At 73.4% G+C, this 16,084-nt stretch carries 13 protein-coding genes; 4 read left to right on the forward strand and 9 right to left on the reverse strand.

Going from position 1 to position 16,084, the window contains the following annotated elements; all coding sequences use genetic code 11:
* Nucleotides 1–57: 57 nt before the first annotated feature.
* Nucleotides 58–1,614: a 4-hydroxyphenylacetate 3-hydroxylase family protein gene (locus tag CRP39_RS19260; RefSeq protein ID WP_097207995.1), complete on the reverse strand. Its 1,557-nt coding sequence runs from the start codon at nucleotides 1,612–1,614 to the stop codon at nucleotides 58–60.
* Between the two features lie 342 nt (nucleotides 1,615–1,956).
* Between CRP39_RS19260 and CRP39_RS19265 the strand changes: the two genes are divergently transcribed.
* Nucleotides 1,957–2,631 carry a GntR family transcriptional regulator gene (locus CRP39_RS19265; protein WP_143426711.1) on the forward strand — a complete coding sequence of 225 codons (675 nt, stop codon included), beginning with the start codon at nucleotides 1,957–1,959 and terminating at the stop codon, nucleotides 2,629–2,631.
* 36 nt (nucleotides 2,632–2,667) lie between these two features.
* On the opposite strand, the gene CRP39_RS19270 is transcribed toward CRP39_RS19265, so the two are convergent.
* Nucleotides 2,668–3,234, reverse strand: coding sequence for a flavin reductase family protein (locus CRP39_RS19270; RefSeq protein ID WP_097207997.1), 567 nt, complete (start codon nucleotides 3,232–3,234; stop codon nucleotides 2,668–2,670).
* Nucleotides 3,235–3,379: 145 nt separating this feature from the next.
* On the opposite strand from CRP39_RS19270, the gene CRP39_RS19275 reads away from it, so the two are divergent.
* Nucleotides 3,380–3,919: a PaaI family thioesterase gene (locus CRP39_RS19275; RefSeq protein ID WP_245853978.1), complete on the forward strand. Its 540-nt coding sequence runs from the start codon at nucleotides 3,380–3,382 to the stop codon at nucleotides 3,917–3,919.
* Between the two features lie 7 nt (nucleotides 3,920–3,926).
* Here the strand turns inward: CRP39_RS19275 and CRP39_RS19280 are convergent, their stop codons facing one another.
* Both CRP39_RS19280 and CRP39_RS19285 read right to left on the reverse strand, forming a co-directional pair.
* Nucleotides 3,927–6,239 (reverse strand): putative bifunctional diguanylate cyclase/phosphodiesterase, encoded by a 2,313-nt coding sequence (locus CRP39_RS19280; protein ID WP_143426712.1) that lies wholly within the window; start codon nucleotides 6,237–6,239, stop codon nucleotides 3,927–3,929.
* A gap of 94 nt (nucleotides 6,240–6,333) precedes the next feature.
* Nucleotides 6,334–7,362, reverse strand: a complete 1,029-nt coding sequence (locus CRP39_RS19285) for a DUF1028 domain-containing protein (protein WP_097208000.1) — start codon at nucleotides 7,360–7,362, stop codon at nucleotides 6,334–6,336.
* Nucleotides 7,363–7,515: 153 nt separating this feature from the next.
* Here CRP39_RS19285 and CRP39_RS19290 point away from each other — a divergent pair, with 153 nt between their 5' ends.
* On the forward strand, nucleotides 7,516–9,819 hold the full coding sequence (locus tag CRP39_RS19290) for a putative bifunctional diguanylate cyclase/phosphodiesterase (RefSeq protein WP_097208001.1): 2,304 nt from the start codon (nucleotides 7,516–7,518) through the stop codon (nucleotides 9,817–9,819).
* Here CRP39_RS19290 and CRP39_RS19295 read toward each other — a convergent pair.
* A complete protein-coding gene (locus tag CRP39_RS19295) occupies nucleotides 9,795–10,571 on the reverse strand; it encodes a PIG-L family deacetylase (protein WP_097208002.1) in 777 nt (258 codons plus the stop codon). The genes CRP39_RS19290 and CRP39_RS19295 overlap by 25 nt on opposite strands.
* Nucleotides 10,572–10,726: 155 nt before the next feature.
* Here CRP39_RS19295 and CRP39_RS19300 point away from each other — a divergent pair, with 155 nt between their 5' ends.
* Entirely contained in the window at nucleotides 10,727–11,605 is an 879-nt protein-coding gene (locus CRP39_RS19300; RefSeq protein ID WP_172442525.1) for an acetoacetate decarboxylase family protein, read from the forward strand.
* Between the two features lie 9 nt (nucleotides 11,606–11,614).
* Here the strand turns inward: CRP39_RS19300 and CRP39_RS19305 are convergent, their stop codons facing one another.
* The 4 genes from CRP39_RS19305 to CRP39_RS19320 all read right to left on the reverse strand — a co-directional run bounded on the left by CRP39_RS19305 (nucleotide 11,615) and on the right by CRP39_RS19320 (nucleotide 15,918).
* Nucleotides 11,615–12,472 carry a CmcJ/NvfI family oxidoreductase gene (locus CRP39_RS19305; protein ID WP_097208004.1) on the reverse strand — a complete coding sequence of 286 codons (858 nt, stop codon included), beginning with the start codon at nucleotides 12,470–12,472 and terminating at the stop codon, nucleotides 11,615–11,617.
* Between the two features lie 93 nt (nucleotides 12,473–12,565).
* Nucleotides 12,566–14,011 (reverse strand): M1 family aminopeptidase, encoded by a 1,446-nt coding sequence (locus tag CRP39_RS19310; protein WP_097208005.1) that lies wholly within the window; start codon nucleotides 14,009–14,011, stop codon nucleotides 12,566–12,568.
* Nucleotides 14,012–14,151: 140 nt separating this feature from the next.
* Complete coding sequence (locus tag CRP39_RS19315; protein ID WP_172442526.1) at nucleotides 14,152–15,150, reverse strand: ABC transporter substrate-binding protein; 999 nt, start codon at nucleotides 15,148–15,150, stop codon at nucleotides 14,152–14,154.
* A 138-nt stretch (nucleotides 15,151–15,288) separates the two neighbouring features.
* Entirely contained in the window at nucleotides 15,289–15,918 is a 630-nt protein-coding gene (locus tag CRP39_RS19320; protein WP_216359833.1) for an LURP-one-related family protein, read from the reverse strand.
* Between the last annotated feature and the right edge of the window lie 166 nt (nucleotides 15,919–16,084).

Below are 16,084 nucleotides of genomic sequence, written 5' to 3' on the forward strand. Positions count from 1 at the left end.
CGCTCCGCGGGCCGGGTGCTCCCCGCCCGCGGAGCGCCTCGCAGCGGTGGCTGTCGGTCACAGCCCGCTGCGGGGGTCGATCAGGTCCGGGACCGTCCAGCCCTCGGTGTCGTACTCGGACATGCACTGGTCGACGAACGAGACGAACTCGTCGACGCGGCCGGCGGCGGTGGCTCCGAGGTAGGCGTCGACCTGGACCTGCTCGTGGTTGCCGGCGTAGTTCCGCTCGTAGAGCTCGTGCCGGCTGCCGAAGTCGGTGCCGATGGCATCCCAGGCGAGCTTGAGGACCTTGACCCGCTCCTCCGCGGAGAAGCCGTTCGACCCGCGGACGTACTTGTCGAGGTAGGGACGCAGCTCCTCCACGCCCCAGTCCATGGCGGAGGAGTTGGTGTAGATCAGCGCGCTGGCGATGTCCTTCTGGAAGATGTCCCGGATGCGGGGGTACAGCTGCCCGCCCATGATCCGGTAGACGGTGACGGCCTCGACGTTGGGCACGTACGTGCCGTCCGACCACTTGGTGGCCCCCTGCACCATCGCGGTGACCAGCGACCAGAACAGGTGCCGGTAGGTGATCAGCTCGCCGATCCGGGTCTGCACCCCGCGGAAGTCGCGGGTCCCGGTCATCTCCAGGCTCTTGAGCAGCACGCCGCAGAGGAAGTCCAGCTTCACCGCGTAGCGGATGCAGCCCTGCAGGAGTCCGCGCCAGATGAACCCGGAGCCCATGTAGAACTCCGAGGCCTTGTCCGGGTCGTAGCAGAAGACGTTCTCCCACGGGACGAAGACGTTGTCGAAGATGAAGACCGAGTCGTTCTCGTCCAGGCGGCTGGACAGGGGGTTGTCGAACGGGCTGCCGGTCCGCCCGGCGGCGTACTCGTAGGAGGGCCGGCTGATCAGCTTCACTCCCGGCGTCGCCATGGGGACGGCGAACATCGCCGAGAACTCCTTGGTCTTGATCGGGGTGGGCGAGTAGTTGCCGATGAAGTTGTACTGGCACAGGACGGAGCCGGTGGCCACGACCTTGGCGCCGGAGACGAAGAGACCCGCGTCGGTCTCCTTCTCGACGTGCATGTACACGTCCTTGACCTGCTCCATCGCCTTGTTGCGGTCGACGGGCGGGTTGACGATCGCGTGGTTGAAGTAGAGGACCTTCTCCTGGCCCTCCTTGTACAAACGGCGCGCGTTGTCCTGGAACGGCGCGTAGTACTCGGTGTTGGAGCCGAGGGTGGAGAGGAAGCCGGCCTTGTAGTCCGGCGTGCGGCCCATGAAGCCGTAGGTCTGCCGGGCCCACTCGGCGCAGGCATCGGCGCCCGCCTGCAGCTCCGCGATGGAGTAGGGCGCCTTGAAGAAGGCGTGGGTGAACCCGCCGTTGCCCGTGTCGGTCGGCACGATCAGCTTCTGGTTGCGGCTCTCGTCGTGCAGTGCGTCGTAGAGGCGGGCGATCATCCGCGTGCTGTTGCGGAACGCCGGGTGGGCCGTGACGTCCTCGACCCGCTCACCGCGGAACCACACCTCGCGGCCGTCGCGCAGGCTCTCGAGGTACTCGTCCCCCGTCTGGGGCCGGGTGGTGACGGGCTCGGGCATGGTCGTGGGCTCGGACAACAGTTGCTCGGTCATGTCTGCTCCTCAGGTGTAGCCGGTCGTGGGCTCGGGCTGGACGGTCCGGTGGGCGAGACGGGAAGCCCCGTGGGGAGCCTTGGCAGACCGCCGGATCGACGGCAGAGTGACCTGCCTGAGCCGGCGGGCGCCGTGGCTTCCCGGGGTTGGCGTGGCGCTGAACGTACTCAGCGATGCATACAAGTCAAGCGGTCGCTGCATACACAAAATCTGTTGCCTGTATGCACTGCACGTCGGTGCACGGCCACCCGTGTCGGCGACCCGCTACTCTGCGACAGCCGGCGATCGTGATCCACCGACGCCCAGCCCCCGGAACGACGACGACCGCACAGCGAGGTGGCCATGATCCTGCGAGCCCCGGGCCAGGCGACGGCGGCGGAACTGGCGACCGCCGCCATCCGGGAGGCGGTGATCACGGGTGCACTCAAGCCCGACGAGCCCGTGTACGAGGAGGAGTGGGCGGCTCGCCTGGAGATCAGCCGCACGCCGGTGCGCGAGGCGATCCAGGAGCTGGTCGCACGTGGCCTGCTGTCCCGCCGCGGACGCACCGCCTACGTGTTCCGCCCCTCGCTCGGCGAACTGCTCGAGATCTACGACATCCGGCTGCCGATGGAGCAGCTCGCCGCATCCCGGTGCGCCACCGTCGCCGACGACGCCCTGGTGAGGGATCTGGAAGCGCGCTTCGCGAAGATCCAAGAGCACCGCGTGGACTCCGGCTGGTACGCAGACCACGAGGCCTTCCACATGCGGCTGTTCGAGGGCAGCCGCATGCCGCGGCTCACCTCGCTGATCCAGTCACTGCGGGCCCAGTCCGAGCCCTACGTCCGCCTGGCAGTGACCGTCGACCAGGAGTTCCGGGACAACTCCCGGGTGCAGCACCACTCCCTCGTCGATGCCGTCCGGGCGCATGACCCGGACATGGCAGCGGCCATCGTCGAGGAGCACCTGGCGACCACGCGCCGCAAGCTGTCCGAGATCCTGCAGGTCTCGGCCGAGGGCCTCCTGCCCCTGAGGTGAGGCCGGGGACCCCGGCCTCACCTCAGGGGACGCGCCTCACCAGGCGGAGTAGGCCAGAGCGTGGTCCTCATCCGACGTCGCCAACTGGAGCGCCGGCACGGTGCGCTGGTACTGCCGCGAGCCGTACAGGAGCGGGGCTCCGGTCGCGGGGAAGGAGATGCCTCGGACGCGCCCGAGGTAGATGACGTGGTCGCCGGCCTCGACCTGCTCGACCACGGCACAGTCCAGGTGGGCGATGGAACCACTGACACACGGCGTGCCGCCCGCACCGGGGATGACGCGACCCACCTCGTCCAGGAACTTCGGGACCCCCGGCGCGGCGCCGAACTTGGCCGTCTCGATGCCGTGCGCCCCCAGCAGGCACAGCCCGTACTCACCGAGCTCGGCGATCGCCCGCGCCGGCACGCAGGTCCGCGCGAGGGAGACCAGGACCATGGGCGGGTCGGCGGAGACCGAGCAGGTGGCGGTGATGGTCATCCCCCAGGGCCGGCCGGCCACGTGGGTGGTCACGACCGCCACCCCGGCGGTCAGCAGGCTCATCGAGTGGCGGAAGGCCCCGCCGAGGTCGGATTCGTCGCGGGACCGCACTGCCACATCGCTCATGCCGACTCCTTGGCGCCGATTTCCACGAATTCCATGTATACAAGCGCCCGACCTTTCCCTGAGTCAAGACGTCGGGCCGGGATGCGTCGCCTGCGTCACCTCACCCGGCCGACACAGTCTCGGTTCAGTGTGCGAACCTAGCGGGGTGACGAGAGAGCAGACCGACTCCCCGACCTCCACCGCCGCGTGGGGCGAGCCCCGCTCCCGCACCGTGACCTGGCACGACCCGTTCATCGTGGCGGCCGGGGCGCTGGAGCGCAGCGGCCTGGAGACCCTCGAGGCGCTGCGCGACGGCGTCCTCCCGCCGCCGCCGATGGCCCGGCTGTTCGCCATGGACGTCGTCGCGGTGAGCGAGGGCCGGGTCGAGTTCCGCTGCGAGGTCGACGAGTCGGCCTACAACCCGATCGGCGCCGTCCACGGCGGGCTGGTCTGCACGCTGCTCGACACCGTCGCCGGGTGCGCGGTGCACTCCACCCTCCCCCGCGGTACCGGCTACACCTCCATCGAGCTGAAGGTGAACTACCTGCGACCGGTCCAAGCCGGCAGCGGGCCGCTCACCGCGATCGGGACGGTGGTCAAGCCGGGACGGCGGGTGGCGTTCGCCGAGGGTGAGGTGCGGGACGCCGGCGGGGCGACGGTGGCGACGGCGTCCAGCTCGCTGCTGGTCTTCCCCATCCCCGGCTGACCGGGCCTCAGCCGGCCGCACCCCGGCCGGTGGTGCCGGCCGGGACGTCCCAGCGGTCCGCCCAGGCGGCCAGCTGCTCCGGCGGCAGCGGGCGGCTCAGGTGGTAGCCCTGCACGACGTCGCAGCCGAGGGCGGCCAGCGCGTCGACGGTGGCCTGGTCCTCGGCGCCCTCGGCCACCAGCGTGAGCCCGAGGGCGTGCGCCAGTCGCAGCGTGGAGGTGACGATCGCCGCCGCGCGGGGGCTGGCGGTCAGGTCGGCGACGAAGGTGCGGTCGAGCTTGAGCTCGGTCACCGGCAGCTCGGCGAGGTAGGCCAGGCTGGAGTAGCCGGTGCCGTAGTCGTCGATGGAGACCCCGACCCCGGCGTCCCGGAGGCGGGCGAGGACGCGGACGGCGCGCTCCCGGTCCTCCATGAGCAGGCTCTCGGTCACCTCGAGCACCAGCGCGCCGGCCGGCACCCCGTGCTGGTCCAGCAGCTGGGCCACCTCGTCGGGGAAGTGCTCGTCGACCAGGTTCGACGGGCTGACGTTGACCGCGACGACCAGCTCGCGGCCCGCGTCGGCCCACGCCCGGCGCTGGGCCAGGGCCAGGCCCACGACCCGTGAGGTGAGCGCGGACATGAGGCCGACGGACTCGGCGAGGTCGATGAACGCGTCGGGGAAGAGCAGTCCGCGCGTGGGGTGCTGCCAGCGCACCAGCGCCTCCACGCCGTCGATCCGTCCGGTGGCCAGCGCGACCTTGGGCTGGAAGTGCAGCACCAGCTCACCGTCGCTGATGGCCCGGCGCAGCTGGTCGACGGCCTCCAACCGGTACCGACCCGACCCGTCGCGGTGCTCGTCGTAGACGACGGCGCCCTGCCGGGCGGACTTGGCGCAGTACATCGCCAGGTCCGCCATCTGCATCAGCTCCTCGGCCGACGTCGAGTGCTGGGGTCCGACGGCGATGCCGATGCTCGCGTCCACGCTCAGCGACATGCCACCCAGCCGGAACGGCTGCCGCAGGGCGGCGCACAGCCGCTCGGCGAGGGCGAGCGCGCCGGTGTCGTCGAGCTCCGCGGCGAGCACGACGAACTCGTCGCCTGCGAGCCGGGCCAAGAGGTCCCCGCGGCGCAGTTGGGTCTGCAGGCGCGGTCCGACCTGGCGCAGCAGCGCGTCCCCGACGGAGTGCCCGAGCGAGTCGTTGATCTCCTTGAACCGGTCGAGGTCGATGACCAGCACCGCGGCGGCCCCGCCCGCGGCGAGCTGCTGCTCGACGGTGGCCAGCGCTTCGAACACCCGGCGGCGGTTGGGCAGCCCGGTGAGGTCGTCGGTCCGCGCCTGACGCCGGCTGTCGGCCAGCGCCCGCACGTCCCGGAAGGTCAGCCCCGTGCGGGCCAGCGCGGCCAGCACGGCGCAGAGCGCGAGGACGCCGGCCAGCGGGTCGCCCTCGTCGAGGTAGCCCAGGAACAGCAGCACCAGCGCCGCCAGCGAGCACGCGCCCGGGATGGCCAGGGAGCCCACGCCCCGCAGCCGGCGGGTGGAGCCGGAGCGGGGGGCCTGGCAGGCGGCCATCCCCAGGGAGGCGAAGGCCAGCCCCCAGCCGAGGTCCAGCGGGCCGCCGGAGGTGAAGGAACCGGTCACGACCTGGTGTGCGTAGACGACGTCGGTCACGACGAACAGCCCCATGCCGCCGCTCAGCCACCACCAGACGCCGCCGGCGCCGCGGCCGATGACCGTGATGGCGCCGGCGATCAGCGCCAGGAGGAGCAGGTCGGCGACCGGGTAGGCGGCGGCCGTGAGGGACGTCCCGACCGAGCCGTCGTCGGCCCGCAGCAGGGCGCCGAGGCCCGAGGCGGACGCGAGCGCGGCGGCGGTGCAGCCGCCGACCACCCCGTCGAGCCACATGCTGGGTGTGAGCCGCTGGACGCGGGCGCGGAACAGCAGGAGCAGGCCCGCGCAGGCCAACGGGTACAGGCCCATCCAGCCCAGGTCGGCCCACGACGGCCGGGGCACCACCGCCAGGCCGGCGTAGTGGAACTGCTGGAGCAGTGCGCCGGCGAGATAGGAGGCGACCGCGGCGGCGAAGCAGAGCCAGGCGGCGCGGTCGTGCGGTGAGACCAGTGCCCGGGTGACGAGGAGGGCGACGAGGCCGGCGAGGAACAGCAGCTTGCCGCCGCCGGCCAGCACCCCCAGGACACCGGTGGCCTCCAGGCCGAGGGCGACGAGGGAGGCCACGTACGCCCCGCCGAGGACGGCCGCGACGACGCGCACCACCCGCAGCCACCGACCGGCCGGCCGGGGCGCGTGCCCCGCCCGTTCGCCCCGCTGCGCCAGTTCGACCACGGATGGGACATCGGCCGCGCGGCGGTCACCCTCCACCCCAGCCGGGCGCCGAGCCCACCGGCTCATCCGAAGGGGGCACGGCGCGCGACCCGGCTCAGACGGCGGCCGCCGACGGGTCGGCGGAGGGGACGACCGCCGCGGTGCCGTCGGCGGAGGGGACGACCGCCGCGGTGCCGTCGCCGGAGGGGCCAGCCGCCCCGTCGGCGACGTGCGTCCGCGGCACGGACGGCACCGGCGGCATGATCCGCTCGAGCAGGTCGGCCGGCACCAGCCCGGCGGCGCCGAAGCGGCGGCCCACCTCCACGAACTGGGGCGCGACCTCGGCCAGCTCGGTCAGCAGGGTCCGCGCGGTGTCCTCCCTCCCGGCCAGGCCGGCGACGACGGCGCGCCACAGCACGTGGTCGGGCTCGGTGTGCGGGTCGGGCAGGCGCAGGTCCTCGAGGACGAGGTCTGCGGTGACCGGGTCCCCGCCGATCGCCTGCTGGAAGGCGCGGACGACGTCGTGGTAGCGGGCCAGCCGCGCGACGAGGTCGCCGAGCTCGGTGACCGGGTCCGGCGAGTCGTCGACGCGCAGGTCGACGACGGTGTCGTGCCACGGGCGACCGGTGGTGACCGACCGCACCACCATGACCGCGGCCGACCGCCGGCCGCGGAGGTCGCCGCCGGCGTCCTCGGCCGCGCGCAGCGCGCTGAGCAGCCGGCGCGCCATCGGGCCGTCGGAGGTCTCGAACGTCGCCACCATCGACTCCCACACCTGCGGTGAGGTGACCATGTTCGCCAGCGCCACGCACCCCTCCCCCACGAGGTGGCCGGCGGCGGCGACGCAGTTCCCGCCGGTGTAGACGGCCAGGTCACCGGAGACGTCGAGGACCGCCACCTGCCGGCGCTCGGGGTGGGGGTCGACGCTGCGCAGCGCGGTGAGGGCCTCGTTGGCGGTGAAGCCGCCGCGCATGAGGTCCAGGCCGATCTGCCCGTACATGGGTTCGGCCATCGACTGGGTGGCGATGACGCCCTGGCCGGGCAGGGCGAACGGCACGCTGTTGCCGACGGCGAAGGCCTGCGACTGGGTGGCGACGCCCATCTCTCCGGTCTGCGTGTCCCGGGCGACGATCGAGTAGGTCACGGTGCACGCCTACCCCTCCCCCCGCGGCGGACACGCCTGCCGGGCACCGGCGCACCCACCCCCGCGGGGGAGGTCCTCCACCACCCCTCTCCAGACCGGCGGCTCGCGGGCCGATGAGGGGACGGACACCGCACCGCGATCCGAGGGACCCCGATGACCAGCACCGCAGCACCGTCGCTGTGGCGTCGCCTGCGATGGCTGGTGGTCCCTCCCGCCGAGCTGGTGCAGCGCACGCGCTGGCTGTTCTGCGCCATCGCGGTGTGCTCGCTGCTGCTGACCACCCCCGCGGCTCTCGCCGGCGCCGGACCCTCGCGGGTGCTGCTGGTGGCCGTCAGCGGGCCGGTGCTGCTGCTGTCGTGGGTGCACCGCTGCCGCGCCGAGGCGGCCGCGCCGGCGCTCGACGTCGTCGAGGTGCTGGCACTGGTCGCCTTCACCCTGGCCTGCCCGGCGCCCGTGGTGGGCTTCGGTGCCACCTTCCCCGCCGTGTGGTTCCGCGTGATGTACGGCCGCACCCGGCACGTCGTCACGTACGCGGCGGCGTTGAGCGCCGCGCTGCTGGGCGTCACCTCGGTCGCCCGGGCCCTGCCGGGGCACTTCACCGCGGCCGACCCGCGATTCGTGCTGACCGCGATCTCGGTCCTGCTCCTCAGCGGCCTCGGCGCGCGGCACCTGGCCCTCGTCCTGTTCGCGCGGGAGCAGACCCGCGCCCGCGACGAGGCGCTGTTCGCCCTCGGGACCAGCCTGCTCGGCGTCGTCGACCTCATGGAGATCCGCCTGCAGGGCTGGGCCGCCGTCCAGGAGATCTGCCGGATGACCCCCGGGCTGCGCGGGATGGTCGTGGCCGACGAGGGCGCCGGCCGGCCGCTGCGGGTCGCGGCGCAGACCGGGGGCTTCGCGCGGCCGTTGCTCGACCTGCCCCGGGCGTTGCTGCCCGCCGGCGACGTGCCCAACGAGATCTACGGGTTCGCCCCACCCGCGGTGCTCACCGCGGCCGCCGGCTTCACCCGGCAGTGGGTCTGCATGCCGCTGCCGGCCTCCCCGGCGCGCTACATGCTGCTGGGTGCGCCCGACGGCGTCCCCGCCGACGCGGTCACCGCGATCCAGTCCCTGAACAACCAGGTGGCCCTGGCCATGCGCACCACCCAGGCGCACCGCGACCTCGAGGTGCAGGCCCGCACCGACGCCCTCACCGGGCTGGCCAACCGGGCGGCCTTCACCGCCGCCCTCCAGGCCGCCACGGGCGACGCCGCCGGCGACACCTGGGTGCTGTTCCTGGACCTCGACGACTTCAAGGTCGTCAACGACGGCCTCGGGCACGCCGCCGGGGACCGGCTGCTGCAGCACGTGGCCACCCGGGTGTCGGGCGCCCTGCGCGGCCAGGACCTGTGCGCGCGCCTCGGCGGTGACGAGTTCGGCGTCCTGCTGCGCGGCGCCGGCCAGCACGAGGCCGAGCAGATCGGCCGTCGCCTGGTGGAGCTGCTGTCGGCCCCGTTGCGCCTGGACGGGCGGCCCACCCAGGTGGGTACCAGCATCGGCATGGCCGTGCTGCGCCCGGGGATCTCCGAGACCGAGGTCGTGCAGCAGGCCGACACCGCGATGTACGCGGCGAAGGCGGCGGGCAAGAACCGCGTGCAGGTCTTCTCCCCCGCCCTGCTGGACGGGGACCAGACGACCGCCCTGGAGACCGAGCTGCGCACGGCGGCCAGCCGCGGCGAGTTCGTCGTGCACTACCAGCCGATCGTCGCCACCCGCGACGGCCGGTGCACCGCGGTGGAGGCGCTGGTCCGCTGGGCGCACCCGACCCACGGGCTGCTCGGGCCGGACGCCTTCCTCGACGCCGCGGAGCGCACCGGCGTCATCAACCGGATCGGCGAGCAGGTGCTCCGCCAGGCGTGCGCGGCCGCGGCGTCCTGGGAGGACGGCGGCCGGCCCGTGGCGCTGCACGTCAACGCGTCCCCGTCGCAGCTGGCGCACCCCCGCTTCGTCACCGTCGTCCGGGAGTGCCTCACCGAGCACGCGCTGGCGCCCAAGCAGCTGATCATCGAGATCACCGAGTCCACGGTGCTCGACTCGCCCTCGGTCCAGGCGACCCTCGACGTGCTCGCCGGGCTCGGGGTCGGCCTCGCGGTCGACGACTTCGGCACCGGCTACTCGGCGCTGACCACCCTGCGCACCCTGCCGGTGGACATCGTGAAGATCGACAAGTCGTTCGTGGCGGGCGCCGCCACCGAGGTCGCCGACCAGGCGGTGCTGGAGGCCATCGCGCAGATGGCCGCCCGGCTCGGCCTGGAGACGGTGGCCGAGGGCGTGGAGGACCTCGACCAGCAGCGGTTCGTCGAGCGGGCCGGGATCACGGCCGTCCAGGGGTACCTGCACCAGCACCCGGTGCCCGCCGCGGAGCTCACCGCCTGGCTCGCGCGGGCACACACGGATCAGCCGGTCTCCTCCCGCGCGTAGCTGCGTTCCCCCCACCAGGCCCACTCCTGCGCGTTGGGCAGGACGCTCATCAGGTCGTCGATCGTCCAGCCGTGCAGCCGGAACGGCAACCACTTGATGTCCAGGGCGTACCCGGCGAGGTTCGGCGGCCGGTTCCGGGTGTCGTAGGAGACCCACCACAGCCGGTTGAGCCCCGCGGCCGCGGCGAAGGCGAGGACCGCCTCACCGGTGGCCCAGTGGTCGGGGTGGTCCCCCGGGTTGGCGCCACGGTCGTGGTCGGCCGTGTTGACCCACGGGCGAACCGTCGTCCCCCGCTGGGAGGCGACGATGGCACGGAGGGTGGCCACCAGGTCTGCCCACCCGGTGTAGGTGGTCGAGCCGTCCACGGCCGACATCGAGCCGATCGACCCGTTCCGCAACTTGGTCAGGGAACGGTTGCCCGTGGCAGGGAAGCCGTTGCCGTCCAGGTTGCCGTCGGGCAGGCGGAGGGCGAAGACCACCCAGGTCGGCGCGGTGTAGCGCTGCATCCGATGCCCGTTGACGGTGACCTTCGCCGAGGTCACCGGTCCAGGGGTGAGTGTCCCGGCCATGGCCTCCAGGCAGGCGGTCTCGCGCGCCTCCCACCAGCCGTCGGTGCGCCCGGCGTCCCCGGCCGTCACCAGGATCTGGACGGTCTTGACGTCCGGCGTGTGCAGGTCGGTGAACAGCCCCTCCCCGCGGAACAGCAGGGCATCGTCGGCGTGGGCGCTGACGTAGAACACGCTGTCGGGCACGGGCCGCCTCCTGGCCGGTCGCCGGCCGCCCCCGCGGCCACTCGCGGTGAGCATGCCCGCGCTGTCCGCGACACGCCCAGGGGGCGGTGTGCGACACCCCTGGACGGCGGCCCTGCCGACGGCGAGCCTGGGACCGGCCGGCCCGAGGAGGCACCGTGCGACACCCCGACCCCGACGACTGGGCCGGTCCGGCGCGGCGGGTGCGCGTCGGTGACCGCGCGCTGGCGCTGCCCCTGCGCTATCCCGACAGCGCCTGCTTCGCCGCGGTGCACCCCGCCTCCCACCCGGCCGTCGCCGCCGCCCTCCCCGGGGACGCGCTGAAGCCGGTGCGGTGGGTCGACGGGCGGGCGCTGCTGTCGGTCGCCGCCTTCCGCTACCGCGCGGTGACCACCGCCGACTCCCCCGCGGGACGGCTGGCGCCGTACGGGGAGGTGTCGGTCGCCGTCGTGGTGACCCGCGGGCCGGCCCCGCCGGTGCTGCCGCTGCTGCGCCGCCGGCTGTCCCTGTTCGTGCTGCACCTGCCGGTCACGACCGCCGAGGCGCGGGACGTCGGTGCCACGCTGTGGGGTTTCCCGAAGTTCGTCGCCGACATGGACTTCGTCGAGGAGCGGCCGGCCCGCCGGGTCACCGTGACCGAGGGCGGCGCGACGGTGCTGGAACTCGCCGTCCGCGGCGGCGGACCGGTGCTCGCCGACCGGCGGCCGGCGGTCATGTACACGACACTCGGCGGGGAGCTGCTGGAGACGGTGGTCCCGATGGCCGGCCGGCTGCGGGTGGCCTTCGGCGGGGGTGCGGGCACGCTGCGGCTGGGCGAGCACGCGGTGGCCGACTCGCTGCGCGCGCTGGAGGTGTCCCCGGCCCCGGTGGCGGTGTTCGACTTCCTGGACCACCGCAGCGTGCTGCCGGCGGGCCGGCCGGTGGGGCCGGCGCCGGCCTACCGCGGTCACCGGGGCGGGGAGCGGGCGGCCGGCCGGTTCACCGTCCGCTACCGGCACACCCCGCCGCTGGACCTCTCGGCCCCCGCCCCGGTCTGAGGTGCGCGGCTACTCGAAGAAGGCGAAGGTGCGGAACTCGATGCTGTGCCGAGGCACGGTGGCCTGCGCGGTGGGGTCGAGGAACGCCGAGTGCGGCACCCGCCAGGCCCGGCTGTGGTCGGAGTCGTGGAAGACGAAGAAGAGAACCTCGTCGCGGGTCATGTCCGGGAAGTACCACCACCGGTGGTCGGGGTCGTGGTGGAACTCCGAGCCGCTGGTGATCCGCCGCATGCCGTCGACCGGGCCGAGCGGGTCGTCGGGGACACGGTCGACGAAGTACAGCGTGTTGGGCAGGCCGTCCTCGGGCGCGACGCTGCGGAAGTCGCACAGCGCGAGCGGCCAGTCCTGCGGGGGCGGGCTGAAGACCCGCCAGGTGCTGGTGGCCACCGCCCGGGTGAAGCCCGGGCCGTCGGGGCAGTGCTCGGCGTAGACCGCCGCCGCCATCTCCTCGGCGCCCTCGGGTGCGTAGTCGATGTGCACCAGCCCGGCCTGCGGCTGGGAGGCGTTCTCCCCGGGGGCGGCCGAGCGGCGCAGCACCCAGCCGCGGGAGACGACCCGGTCGGCGCCCAGTTGCTGCTCGACGAAGTCGAGGACCTCGGGGACGTAGACGGCGTCGACCTCCGCCTTGTCGGTGAAGTCCCGGACGGCGCTCTCGTGCCGGACGATGCGGAAGCCGTTGGTCTCGACGGTGAACTGGTCCTGCACGGGACGGCCGTTGCGGATCGGGACGACGTGGGTCTCGTACCGCCCGGTGTTGATGCTGTGCCCGGGGGCGGTGAACCGGCGCAGCACGGTCGACCCCTCGGCGAGGTAGCTCAACTCGGCCTGGACGGCGGTGTCCTGGTCGGGCACGGGGGTCGGCGTCATCGTCGTCCGTCTTCTCTCGGGGGCCGGGCGTCGACGAGTCTGGGCGGCGCCCGGGCGGTCGGCACCACCCGGTTCGGTCAGGCGGAAGACCGCTCACTCCCCGGCGGCCTCGACGTGGCTGCGGTCGAGCGCGCCGGCCCCGACGAGCACGTCGAGCGCGGGCTGGAGGCCGGCCAGGGCGCGGGCGAGGTCCTCCGGCCGGGCGATCGTCCACGCCTGGGTCTCGACGTAGCACCGGATCGCCTCGTCGAAGGCCTCCGGCCCGGCCGCGTCCCGGGCGGCGTGGAGGGCGGCGGCACCCTTGGAGTAGGCGCGCCACTCGTAGTCGTCCTGGTCGGTGAACTCGGCCATCGTGCCGGCGACGGGGCCTCCGCGGTCCAGGTCGTCGTCGTGGCCGCGGTCCTCGTCGGCGGCGATGCTCTCGGCGTAGGTGGCGAAGGCCTCGTCCAGCCACGGGTCGCGGAACTGGGAGTTGCCGACCATCCCGTAGAACCACATGTGCGCGACCTCGTGGACCACCAGGCCGAAGTCCTCGTTGCCCAGCAGGATCGACGACGGGTACTCCTCGCCGCCACCGTCGTCGGCCACCAGCGGAACGGTGAGGGTCGGGTACGGGAAGGGGCCGAAGCGCGCCTCCAGGAGGGCGATGGCCGCGGCGGTGTCCTCGGCCAGCTCCTCGGCGGAGGTGTCCGCCCCCGGCAGCACGCCGGCGGTCACCGCGGTGTCCCCGGCCTGCACCTGCGCGGTCTCGAACTCCCCCACCGCGACGTTGACGTCCCGGGCCACCGGCTCGTGGGACTCCCACAGCCGGCGCCCGCCGGCCTCCGCGCGCGCCTCCTCCTGGGCGCCGGTCATCAGCACGGTGAGGTCCCCGGGTGCCGAGACGCGGATCGTCGTGTCGGCCACCGTGGCCGCGGTCGTCTCGCCGCTGATGTCGCTGAACGGGTCCCGCGCCCAACCGTGGCCGGGCTCCCACGTCAGCAGCGGGAAGCCGCCGGCCCACCAGGTGACGCCCTCGGCGACGCCGAGCCGGTCGAAGCCCGCGGGGGTGCCCCCGGTGGTCAGCCGCAGGGTGAAGTCCAGCTCCACGGAGACGGTCTCCCCGGCCTGGACCGGCTCCCGGAGGCCGACGCGGTAGAGGCCGCCCGGGGTGCCGGATGCGGCCTCGGCGTCCACGTGCCGGCCGCCGGCGACGAGGTCGCCGCGCACGGCATCGACGCGCAACTCGTGCCCGGCCGACTGCGGCGCGTTGGGGATGAGCCGGAACCACAGCTCGCCGACCTGCCGGTCGGGGGTGAAGGCGAGGGTCTCCGTGCCCGTCACCGTCCGCAGGTCATCCTCGAGGCGGAAGTCGAGGACGACCCGCGGCCGGTCCGGGTCGGGCGCCGCCCGCTCGGCCGTCGCGCAGTCGGCGGCCGGGCCGGCCTCCTCCGCGCGCTCCTCCGGGGAGGAGGTGCACCCGGCGAGGAGGAGGAGGGCCGCGCCGCAGCCCGCGGCCCATCGGCGTCCCGGGGCCCAGCGATCGGTTCCGTCGAGCATCGTCTCTGCCCACCCGTGAGCGCGGCCGGGCCCGTGCTGCACGGGTCCGCTCGCGACCGCCCCCGCTGCCCGCAATCTAGGCCGCCGGAGCGCCGCCCGGCACCCCTTCGACGGGCGGACCTCAAATCGTCAAGTACCGGTCAGCTCTCCGGCTCCCAGAAGAACTCCTCGACGGTGGGCACCTCGCCGAGGATCTCGTACTCGACCGCCTTGGTCGGCGCGGCCTCGTACTCCTCGGGCTCGAGGTCGGACTTGAACAGCGGCATGGTCAGCCGCTCCACCAGGGCCGGGTCGATCTCGGTGTACTCGGGGATCTGCGCCCGCCACTCGTCGGGGTGCGCGGCCGAGTAGTCCAGGGACTCGTAGATGGCGGCCTGGATGTCGGCGAACAGGGCCGGGTCGGCCTCGATCTGGTCGGTCGTGGAGAAGTAGACCCCGGACAGGCCGATGCCCTCGGGCACGAGGTCGAGCCAGTTGTCGGCGACGACCCGGGCCCCGGCGTCCTGGGCGAGTGTGCAGAACGGCTCGCCGCAGACGAAGGACTGGATCTGGTTGCTGCCGAGCGCCGTGACGGCGTCGGGCAGGGACATCTCGACGAAGTTGACGTTGTCGGGGTTGCCGCCCGCGACCTCGACCGAGTTGCGAGCCAGGGTCTCGACCTGGCTGTTGAGGATGTTGAGGGCGACGGTCTTGCCCTCGAGGTCGCCGGCGTCCTGGATGGCCGGGTCGCTGGCCATGAGGGCGTTGATGTGCTGGCCCTCCTCGCCGTTGCTCCACGAGGTGGGCGCGATCGCGGTGACCGGGAGCCCCTGCTCGCGGGCCTGCAGGATCGAGACGATGCCGCTGAACCCGAACTGGTAGTCCCCGGTGACCACCGCGGGCACCAGCGCCGCGCCGCCCTGACCGAGGTTGAACTCCAGCTCGATGCCGCGCTCGGCGAAGAAGCCCTGCTCCTGACCGAGGTGCAGGATCGCGACGTCGCTCACCGGGATGATCCCGACCTGGACGGTGCGGGTGCCGGACGCGGAGTCGCCCCCGTCTCCGGCCTCCTCCCCACCGGAGTCCCCGCCACAGGCGGTCAGCAGCAGCGCGAGCGCGGCCGCGAGGGAGGTGGCGCGGGCCCTGGTCGATGTGCGCAACGGTCCTCCAAGGAGAGCGGCGCACCGGCGAGGACGCGTGGCGTGCGGCATCCGTACGCCGGTGCGGTTTGCGGACAGGTAGTCCGCAGCGGAACCTAGGTGATGACCATCACACGGTCAACTGTCCGCCCCGGCCCGTCACCGGCTCTGCAGCGCGTCCAGGGCGACCGCCATGGAGGCCGCGACCCGGAAGTCCAGCCGCGGGTCGGGGACGGTCACGGTGTAGCGGTCACGAACGGCCCTCTGCCGCTCGCTGACCATGACCGGGGCGCCGGTGGCGGTGTCGACGAAGTCGAAGTGGAAGACGAACGGCACCCACACGTCGCCGACGTACGGGATCAGGTCCCACACCCGGCGCAGGATCGCGACGCTCAGCCGCCGCTCCTGTCCGACCGCCTGGATGCCGGGCGCCATCAGGGTCCAGGTGGAGCGGAGCAGACTGGCGCCGAACTGCTTGCTGAACGTGCCCAGCGCCCGGCCGTGCTCGTCGAAGACGTCGTGCTCGGCGTGGACGTCGAGCCGCTGCCGGGCCTTGAAGGAGAACACCGCGCGGCTCTTGCCCGCGTCGGCGTAGAAGACGACCTCCTCCTTGAGCTTCATCCGCTTCTGCTCGGCGAAGGCCAGCAGCTGCCCCTCGGAGCCGTCGGGGTTCGCCGCGACCACCTCGTAGCGGTTGACCATCATCGTGATCCGCTGCTTGACGAGGAACTGCGGTACGACCATCGCGGCCGGCGGGCGCGTTCCGGGCGGCACGGCTCCAGGGGGCATCGTCACGGGCGTCTCCTCGGACGTCGGCGGTGGTGGCGGCCCATCGTCGCGCACCCCGCAGTCGCGACACACCGGCGTCCGCGCCAGGCGGAATGAACGGCGTGCGGGCCGGCTTGGCAGCCGACGTACGTGGCCGACGAGGGCCTCGTCCGCGATCGTCCGAGCC

Origin of the sequence: Geodermatophilus sabuli, assembly GCF_900215145.1 — a bacterium.
In the GTDB taxonomy this organism is placed as follows: Bacteria; Actinomycetota; Actinomycetes; order Mycobacteriales; family Geodermatophilaceae; genus Geodermatophilus; species Geodermatophilus sabuli.

Bases quoted from the DNA above. Each gene is read 5' to 3' on its own strand.
- CRP39_RS19260 (WP_097207995.1), bottom strand. From the start codon at position 1,614: ATGACCGAGCAACTGTTGTCCGAGCCCACGACCATGCCCGAGCCCGTC.
- CRP39_RS19310 (WP_097208005.1), bottom strand. From the start codon at position 14,011: ATGCTCGACGGAACCGATCGCTGGGCCCCGGGACGCCGATGGGCCGCG.
- CRP39_RS19270 (WP_097207997.1), bottom strand. From the start codon at position 3,234: ATGAGCGATGTGGCAGTGCGGTCCCGCGACGAATCCGACCTCGGCGGG.
- CRP39_RS19290 (WP_097208001.1), top strand. From the start codon at position 7,516: ATGACCAGCACCGCAGCACCGTCGCTGTGGCGTCGCCTGCGATGGCTG.
- CRP39_RS19305 (WP_097208004.1), bottom strand. From the start codon at position 12,472: ATGACGCCGACCCCCGTGCCCGACCAGGACACCGCCGTCCAGGCCGAG.
- CRP39_RS19265 (WP_143426711.1), top strand. From the start codon at position 1,957: ATGATCCTGCGAGCCCCGGGCCAGGCGACGGCGGCGGAACTGGCGACC.
- CRP39_RS19320 (WP_216359833.1), bottom strand. From the start codon at position 15,918: ATGCCCCCTGGAGCCGTGCCGCCCGGAACGCGCCCGCCGGCCGCGATG.